This is a genomic window from Vibrio sp. Isolate22 (assembly GCF_022398115.1).
GTDB lineage: Bacteria > Pseudomonadota > Gammaproteobacteria > Enterobacterales > Vibrionaceae > Vibrio.
Window position 1 is genome coordinate 1 of the sequence record NZ_JAKEUW010000098.1, and the last position, 8,479, is coordinate 8,479.

Here is an 8,479-nt window from a genome sequence, read left to right on the forward strand (position 1 = left end):
TTGTTGGTGAGCCATTACCTCACCAACTAGCTAATCCCACCTAGGCATATCTTGACGCGAGAGGCCCGAAGGTCCCCCTCTTTGGCCCGTAGGCATTATGCGGTATTAGCCATCGTTTCCAATGGTTATCCCCCACATCAAGGCAATTTCCTAGGCATTACTCACCCGTCCGCCGCTCGACGCCGTTATCGTTCCCCGAAGGTTCAGATAACTCGTTTCCGCTCGACTTGCATGTGTTAGGCCTGCCGCCAGCGTTCAATCTGAGCCATGATCAAACTCTTCAATTTAAGATTTTGTCGACTCAATGAATACTGATTACATTACATAGTAATGTTGAATTGACTGTGCCGAATCTTACGATTCGAATTGGTCACTCAGTTCATTGAAATCAATGTGATTCCTAAGAATCAATTTTGATATTCATCAACGAGTGCCCACACAGATTGATAGGTTTAAATTGTTAAAGAGCTTTTCCTTTTTGAGCTTCGCTCAAATCGGACGGCCATTTTAGCGATTTAAGTTTTAGTGTCAACCACTATTTTCAAAACTTTTTTCAAGCGCTTGGCTTGGCTAATTTGGCTTGCTGATTCGTTTTGGTTTCCTAAGAAGCCATCCCGTGTCAGCGAGGTGGCATTATAGAGATTTCGATCACACTGGCAAGCCCTTTTTTAAGTTTTTTTCGTTTTTTTATTCGTTCGATTAAAAAGAACTCAAAACGCCTCAAAAGTAGGCTTTTCTCTTACATATTCTTTAGTTTTTCAGTGAACAAAGAGACTTTTTCCCAGTTTGTATACTCAACTTCCTTCGTTGTATCCGTTTCACCACCAGTCATATTCATAATAAAGCGGATCATGGTTCTATCGAACCAGTTATAACGTGGGTAATAGAGGGCACCTGCAAATACACCTATTAAGGTCGGCTGCCATGGCGACTTGATGAGGAACTTCTTAATGTAAGCGCTACCCTCTGGTATATCTTTGCCTTGGTCTTCTTTACGCGCCGTTAAGTTCACGCAGAAGAACGCAACCTTGCTTGATTGCAACTGAGTAAGATTGGCATCAATAAATTGATATAGCTTCTTATTAAGGTGGCCATAACGAATCGATGCGCCAATCAACACTCTGTCGTACTGAGCAAAGTCTACCTTGCCAATAGTATGCAGATCTTGAAGCTCACACTCGAACTCACTCATTTCTTCTTTTATATAGTTCAAGATTTTCTTGGTCTGCCCTTCACGGCTTGAATATAAAAATAGAGCTTTTGCCACAATGTTGTCCTTAGCTACGCCAAAACGTAGGGGTCAATAATATTAATAAAGTGAAGATTTCTAATCGGCCAAACAGCATAGATACGATAAGTACCCATTTAGCTTTGTCGTTCACATCGCCGAAGTGCACCGCGACTTCACCAAGGCCAGGGCCAAGGTTATTCAACGTTGCCGCTACGGCAGAGAAAGCACTCAACTCATCCATACCGGTTGCAATAAGAGCTAACATACAAACCACAAACACTAATGCGTATGCAGAGAAGAAGCCCCAGACAGCATCTACTACACGTTGTGATAGTGCAGAGCCACCAACCTTGATGGTATAGACAGCGCGTGGGTGAACAAGACGCTTCATTTCACGAGCACCTTGCAGAGTAAGTAGCAAGATTCGAATCACTTTCATACCACCGCCCGTAGAACCTGCACATCCCCCTATAAAAGAAGAGAATAAAAGCAGTACGGGTAAGAACAGGGGCCACTCAGAGAAACCTGTCGTTGTAAAACCAGCGGTCGTAGAGATAGACACAGTTTGGAACAAGGCTTGGTCGAAAGCGTCGTAGTACGAATCATAAGAATGGTGATTGAGCAGCAATAAGAAACAAACCAAGAACAATACTGCCTGAATAAAGATAAAGGCACGGAACTCAGGATCTTTCCAGTAATACTTAGGATGCACACCACCTGAAGCAAATGCTGCAAAGTGAAGAGAGTAATTACATGCTGATATAAGCAGGAACACCACAGTAATCATGTTTATTGCAGGGCTGTTGAAATAGCCCATACTTGCATCGTGAGTCGAGAAGCCACCAATAGCAATAGTAGAGAAACTATGACTGATTGCATCAAAGAAGCTCATGCCGGCGAGCCAAAACGCTACCGCACAAGCAATGGTTAGGCTGAGATAGATGTACCACAGCGCTTTTGCTGTTTCAGCGATACGCGGGGTCATTTTACTGTCTTTTACTGGGCCTGGAATTTCAGCTCGGTACAGCTGCATGCCACCGATGCCCAGAACAGGAAGAATGGCTACCGCCAATACGATGATACCCATACCACCGAACCATTGCAGGAACTGGCGATAAAACAAGATCGCCTTAGGTAAGTCATCAAGGCCAACGATCACCGTTGCACCGGTAGTGGTTAGTGCAGAAAAGGATTCGAAGAAGGCATCAGTAACTGAAACATTCGGGTTATCAGCGATCAAAAATGGCAAAGCACCCGCACTACCGATTACCGTCCAAAAAAGAACTACGATCAAAAAGCCATCGCGCGCTTTTAACTCATGCTTATAACGTCGGTTTGGAAACCAACACATCGCGCCACAAAATAACAGAACAAAGAAAGTCGTCACGAATGGCACACCCGCACCATCTCGATAGATCAGGGCGACTAACGCAGGTGCGAGCATTGATACACTAAAAAGTGCTAATAATAATCCGACGATTCGAATAATTGAGCGAAATTGCATGAGCTATTGAACGAAGCGAAATGCTTCACACTTCCTAGTTGTCTTTTACTTTCGTTACCAGTGCCTTGGCACCACTTTTATTGATCATGGTTTGGGTAAATGCATCTACCTGAAGGAGCTCTATCTCAATAATAAGCTCAACTTGCACACCATAATCCGCTTGGATCTCAACAGCCTGATGCTGAGCCATAATGGATTGTGCGATTGGCACAAAGCCATAGTCTAACTCTAGCCGTAATTTTGTGGTTATTTTTTTCTCGATAGTTTGAAGCAGCTTGAGAGCTTGTTGTACTCCACCACCATAAGCTTTAACCAAACCACCGGTTCCAAGCTTAATTCCACCAGAGTAACGCGTGACGACAGCCGTTAATTCACCTACGCCAGAACCCGACAGTTGCGCCAAGATAGGCTTACCCGCCGTGCCCGATGGTTCTCCATCATCACTGAAGCCCCAAAGCATTGAATCTTCAGGTCGACCAGCAACAAAGCCCCAACAATTATGTCGCGCTGAAGCGTGCTCTTTTTTTACCTGCTCTACGAACTGCTTTGCGGCTTCTACACTTGGAGTATGCGCAAGGTGAGTAATAAAGATGCTCTTCTTGATCTCTTCTTCAAACAGAGCCGGAGCTGACGGTATTAAATAAGGCTGTTCATTCATATCGTTAACTTAATTAATAAGAGCTGCGAAGTGTATCACGCGTGAATAATAAGGGTTAGAGGATCTGTGCCATCGCACAATGTTAAACAATTGTTTAAAAAATGTATTGAAATTCATCTTGCAGAGGTACAGACTAGAATAACTGGTCTTACCAGGTATTCTACAATAATAGAAAGACAACAAGATTCTCTCAAACAATCGTGGATTGTATGTCATGGAGATAGACAATGATTTACCAAGCTAACACCCTACAGGTAAAGGAATTACAAGATGGCATTGCAGAATTAAGCTTCTGTGCTCCTGCCTCTGTAAACAAACTCGACCTTGCTACTTTAGAATCACTAGACAAAGCGTTAGACGCTCTTAAAGCTCACGCAGGACTACGTGGTTTAATCTTAACTTCAAACAAAGACGCATTCATTGTAGGCGCAGACATCACTGAATTTCTTGGCCTATTTGCTAAGCCAGAAGCAGAACTTGATGAATGGTTAAGATTTGCAAACTCCATCTTCAGCAAGCTAGAAGACCTTCCTGTTCCAACTCTTTCAATGATGCGCGGCCATGCCCTAGGCGGCGGTTGTGAATGTGTATTGGCAACTGACTTCCGTATCGGTGACAAGACCACCAGCATTGGTTTACCTGAAACCAAACTTGGCATCATGCCTGGCTTTGGTGGTTGTGTGCGCCTGCCTCGCGTTATCGGTGCTGACAGTGCAATGGAAGTCATCACTCAAGGCAAAGCATGCCGAGCTGATGAAGCACTAAAAATTGGCTTGTTAGACGCGATTGTAGAAACAGACCAACTGCTAGAGTCGGCAATCAATACCGTTTCTCTGGCTGCCAATGAAAAACTAGACTGGCAATTACGCCGTAAACAAAAAACATCAGCATTATCGCTAAGCAAACTCGAAGCGATGATGAGCTTTACCATGGCGAAAGGCCTTGTTGCTCAAAAAGCCGGCCCTCACTACCCAGCTCCGATCACATCAGTCATTGCTATTGAAGAAGCAGCACGCAGCGATCGTGATGCAGCGCTCGATATCGAACGTAAACACTTCATCAAGCTGGCGAAATCAGAAGAAGCGAAAGCACTGGTTGGTCTGTTCCTAAATGATCAATACATCAAAGGTCTTGCTAAAAAAGCAGGTAAATCAGCAACCAAAGACACTCAACGTGCTGCTGTACTAGGTGCAGGCATCATGGGTGGCGGCATTGCTTACCAATCTGCACTGAAAGGCGTGCCAGTGATGATGAAAGATATCGCACAAGCATCGCTTGACCTTGGTATGAATGAAGCATCTAAACTATTGAATAAGCGTCTATCTCGCGGTCGCCTAGATGGTTTCAAGATGGCAGGCATCCTGTCTTCGATTACTCCAAGCCTGCATTACGCTGGTGTTGAGCAATCAGACGTTGTCGTAGAAGCCGTGGTCGAGAACCCGAAAGTAAAAGCTGCGGTACTGAGCGAAGTGGAAGGTCTAGTCGGTGAAGACACAGTACTGACGTCAAATACTTCTACGATTCCTATCAACCTGCTAGCGAAATCTCTGAAACGCCCAGAAAACTTCTGTGGTATGCACTTCTTTAACCCAGTGCACCGCATGCCTTTGGTTGAGATCATCCGTGGCGAGCACACTTCAGAAGAAACGATTAATCGCGTTGTAGCTTACGCAGCGAAGATGGGCAAATCTCCTATCGTGGTAAATGATTGCCCAGGCTTCTTCGTTAACCGTGTACTTTTCCCTTACTTTGGCGGTTTCAGCATGTTGCTACGCGACGGTGCTGATTTCACTAAGATCGATAAAGTCATGGAACGCAAGTTCGGTTGGCCAATGGGTCCAGCTTACCTACTAGACGTTGTAGGCCTCGACACTGCACACCACGCACAAGCTGTGATGGCGCAAGGTTTCCCAGAGCGTATGGGCAAAGAAGGTCGTGATGCGATTGATGCACTTTACGTTGCTGAAAAATACGGTCAGAAAAACGGTAGCGGTTTCTACACATACAGCGTAGACAAGCGTGGTCGTCCGAAGAAGACCTTCTCAGAAGACATTCTTCCTATCTTGGCTGACGTATGCCAAGCACCACAAGATTTTGATGACCAAACAATTATCCAACGTGTGATGATTCCAATGATCAACGAAGTCGTTCTTTGTTTAGAAGAAGGCATCATCGCGACACCGCAAGAAGCGGACATGGCACTGGTTTACGGTTTAGGCTTCCCTCCATTCCGAGGCGGCGTATTCCGCTACTTAGACAGTGTGGGTATTGGTAACTTCGTAGAAATGGCGAAGGGCTACCAAGACTTAGGTGCAATGTACCAAGTTCCTCAACTATTGCTTGATATGGCAGAGAAAGGCGAAAGCTTTTACGACGCTCAACAAGCAAGTTCTCTGTAACCCACATTTGGAAAAGGAATAGCAAAATGAATAATGTAGTTGTTGTTGATTGCCTTCGCACCCCAATGGGACGTTCCAAAGGTGGAGCTTACCGTCACACTCGTGCTGAAGATCTGTCTGCACATTTAATGAAAGGTATTTTAGAGCGTAACCCAGAAGTGAACCCTTCAGAGATTGAAGATATCTACTGGGGCTGTGTACAGCAAACACTAGAGCAAGGCTTCAACGTTGCACGTAACGCAGCTCTACTGGCTGGTTTACCGATTGAGATTGGTGCTGTCACAGTTAACCGTTTATGTGGTTCATCTATGCAAGCTCTGCATGATGCGACTCGCTCTATCATGGTTGGTGATGCAGAAATTTGCCTGATCGGTGGTGTGGAGCACATGGGTCACGTACCAATGACACACGGTGTTGATTTCCACCCTGGTATGTCAAAGAACGTAGCAAAAGCGGCAGGCATGATGGGCCTAACCGCTGAAATGCTTGGCAAACTGCACGGTATTAGCCGTGAAGACCAAGATGCATTCGCTGCACGTTCACACGCCCGTGCACATGCGGCAACGGTTGAAGGTCGTTTCAAAAACGAAATTCTACCAACAGAAAGTCACGCTGCTGACGGTTCGCTGTTTACACTGGATCACGATGAAGTTATTCGTCCAGAAACAACGGTTGAAGGCCTATCTCAACTGCGCCCAGTGTTCGACCCAGCTAACGGTACAGTAACGGCAGGTACTTCATCTGCCCTATCTGATGGTGCATCGGCAATGCTTATCATGAGTGAAGAGAAAGCTAACGCACTGGGCCTTAAGATTCGTGCTCGCGTTAAGTCTATGGCTATCGCAGGCTGCGATCCTTCAATCATGGGTTACGGCCCAGTACCTGCAACTCAAAAAGCGCTGAAGCGTGCAGGTTTAACGATTGAAGACATGGGTGTGATTGAGCTGAACGAAGCGTTCGCGGCGCAATCTCTACCTTGTGCTAAGGATCTAGGTCTACTGGATGTGGTTGACGAAAAAGTGAACCTAAATGGCGGTGCCATTGCACTCGGCCACCCACTAGGCTGTTCAGGTTCTCGTATCTCTACAACCCTAATCAACCTAATGGAAGCGCAAGACGTGAAATACGGATTAGCAACCATGTGTATTGGTTTAGGCCAAGGTATTGCAACGGTATTTGAACGCCCATAGCACTCATCGACAGTAATATTTGTCGGATAATCTTATGTGCAGCTATCTTTATATAGCTGCACTTTTTATTTCCAGCTATCAGAAAACGATAGGTTCGTTCAGCGAACCGAATCAGGAGGAAAGTAGCCAACGACATCTATGCATAAAACGCATAGATTCAATGTTGATGTTTCATTATTTTTTCTCCAACGATTCAACTAAAGTTACTTCAGTTTCCTAATATTTCTCCCATGGAGCAGATCATGTTTAAAGCACTTGTACTAAACCAAGAAGACAAAAAAACTATCGCATCAGTTTCTCAAATTGAAGAGTCTCAATTACCAGAAGGTAACGTGAAGATCGATGTAAGCTACTCTTCTTTGAACTACAAAGATGGTTTGGCGATTACAGGTAAAGGGCGCATTGTTCGCAACTTCCCTATGGTTCCTGGTATTGACCTTTCTGGTGTGGTTTCACAATCTGATGACCCTCGCTACAAAGCAGGTGACGAAGTGGTTCTAACTGGTTGGGGTGTTGGTGAAGGTCACTGGGGTGGCATGGCTGAGAAAGCAAGCCTAAACGGTGACTGGTTAGTGCCTATGCCTAAAGGTCTAGATGCTAAGAAAGTAATGGCGATTGGTACAGCCGGCTTCACAGCAATGCTTTGTGTTCAAGCTATTGTCGATGCAGGCATCAAACCTGAAGACGGTGAAATCTTAGTGACTGGTGCAAGTGGCGGTGTAGGTAGCGTGTCTATCACTCTACTAAACCAGCTAGGTTACAAAGTAGCAGCAGTAACAGGTCGAGCTTCAGAAAATGGTGAGCTATTAAAATCACTAGGTGCGACTCGCATTGTTGAGCGTGCTGAACTAGAAGAGCCAGCGAAACCACTTGAGAAACAAATGTGGGCTGGTGCTATCGACACTGTAGGCAGCAAAGTACTTGCGAAAGTATTGGCACAAATTGATTACAACGGTGCGGTTGCTATCTGTGGTCTAGCAGGTGGTTTTGACTTACCAACTACGGTAATGCCATTCATTCTACGTAACGTTCGCCTACAAGGTGTTGATTCTGTTATGTGCCCTCGTGAAAAACGCATTAAAGCGTGGGAACAACTGGCTGAATTACTACCTGAGTCTTTCTACAACAGCGCGACAAAAGAAGTATCTCTAGATGACGCGATTCAAGCGGCAGAAGACATCACTAATGGTCAAATTACAGGCCGTGTAGTTATCAAGCTATAATCGCTCGCACTCTAAAGTGCGACATGCAAGAAAAGTAAATTACCACCTTCTAAAGAAGGTGGCTTTGTGTGAGCCCCCTAAAAGGGGGCCTTTGTTTAGTCCAACGCCAGTTGCTGCTGCTCCACGCGCTCTTTTTTCTCTTGATGTCTTACATAGCGTCGAATGATTTCTTCATTAACCCCTACGCTATCGACAAAATAGCCCCTTTGCCAAAAGTGGTTACCCCAGAGTTTGTTTCTCCTTAAATATGGAAATTTACTAAAGAGTTTTAAAG

The 8,479-nt window shown here is 45.1% G+C and carries 7 protein-coding genes and 1 rRNA gene; 3 read left to right on the forward strand and 5 right to left on the reverse strand.

Going from position 1 to position 8,479, the window contains the following annotated elements:
• From L1D55_RS26085 to L1D55_RS26100, 4 genes are all read right to left on the reverse strand, one after another.
• A 16S ribosomal RNA gene (locus L1D55_RS26085) occupies window positions 1-287 on the reverse strand; the annotation flags it as partial.
• Between the two features lie 452 nt (window positions 288-739).
• A complete protein-coding gene (hemG, locus tag L1D55_RS26090; RefSeq protein ID WP_239919391.1) occupies window positions 740-1,267 on the reverse strand; it encodes a menaquinone-dependent protoporphyrinogen IX dehydrogenase in 528 nt (175 codons plus the stop codon).
• 10 nt (window positions 1,268-1,277) lie between these two features.
• Complete coding sequence (locus L1D55_RS26095) at window positions 1,278-2,735, reverse strand: TrkH family potassium uptake protein (RefSeq protein WP_239919392.1); 1,458 nt, start codon at window positions 2,733-2,735, stop codon at window positions 1,278-1,280.
• Window positions 2,736-2,769: 34 nt separating this feature from the next.
• Window positions 2,770-3,393, reverse strand: coding sequence for a YigZ family protein (locus L1D55_RS26100; protein ID WP_239919393.1), 624 nt, complete (start codon window positions 3,391-3,393; stop codon window positions 2,770-2,772).
• A 227-nt stretch (window positions 3,394-3,620) separates the two neighbouring features.
• On the opposite strand from L1D55_RS26100, the gene fadB reads away from it, so the two are divergent.
• The 3 genes from fadB (at window position 3,621) to L1D55_RS26115 (ending at window position 8,205) form a co-directional block, all read left to right on the forward strand.
• Window positions 3,621-5,792 carry a fatty acid oxidation complex subunit alpha FadB gene (fadB, locus tag L1D55_RS26105; RefSeq protein ID WP_102425458.1) on the forward strand — a complete coding sequence of 724 codons (2,172 nt, stop codon included), beginning with the start codon at window positions 3,621-3,623 and terminating at the stop codon, window positions 5,790-5,792.
• A gap of 26 nt (window positions 5,793-5,818) precedes the next feature.
• The gene (fadA, locus tag L1D55_RS26110) at window positions 5,819-6,982 is read left to right on the forward strand and encodes an acetyl-CoA C-acyltransferase FadA (RefSeq protein WP_239919394.1); all 1,164 of its coding nucleotides are present in this window, start codon (window positions 5,819-5,821) and stop codon (window positions 6,980-6,982) included.
• Between the two features lie 242 nt (window positions 6,983-7,224).
• Window positions 7,225-8,205, forward strand: coding sequence for an MDR family oxidoreductase (locus L1D55_RS26115; protein WP_061033939.1), 981 nt, complete (start codon window positions 7,225-7,227; stop codon window positions 8,203-8,205).
• A gap of 95 nt (window positions 8,206-8,300) precedes the next feature.
• On the opposite strand, the gene L1D55_RS26120 is transcribed toward L1D55_RS26115, so the two are convergent.
• Window positions 8,301-8,479: transposase (locus tag L1D55_RS26120; protein ID WP_239919395.1), on the reverse strand; the 179-nt coding region annotated here is incomplete at its 5' end.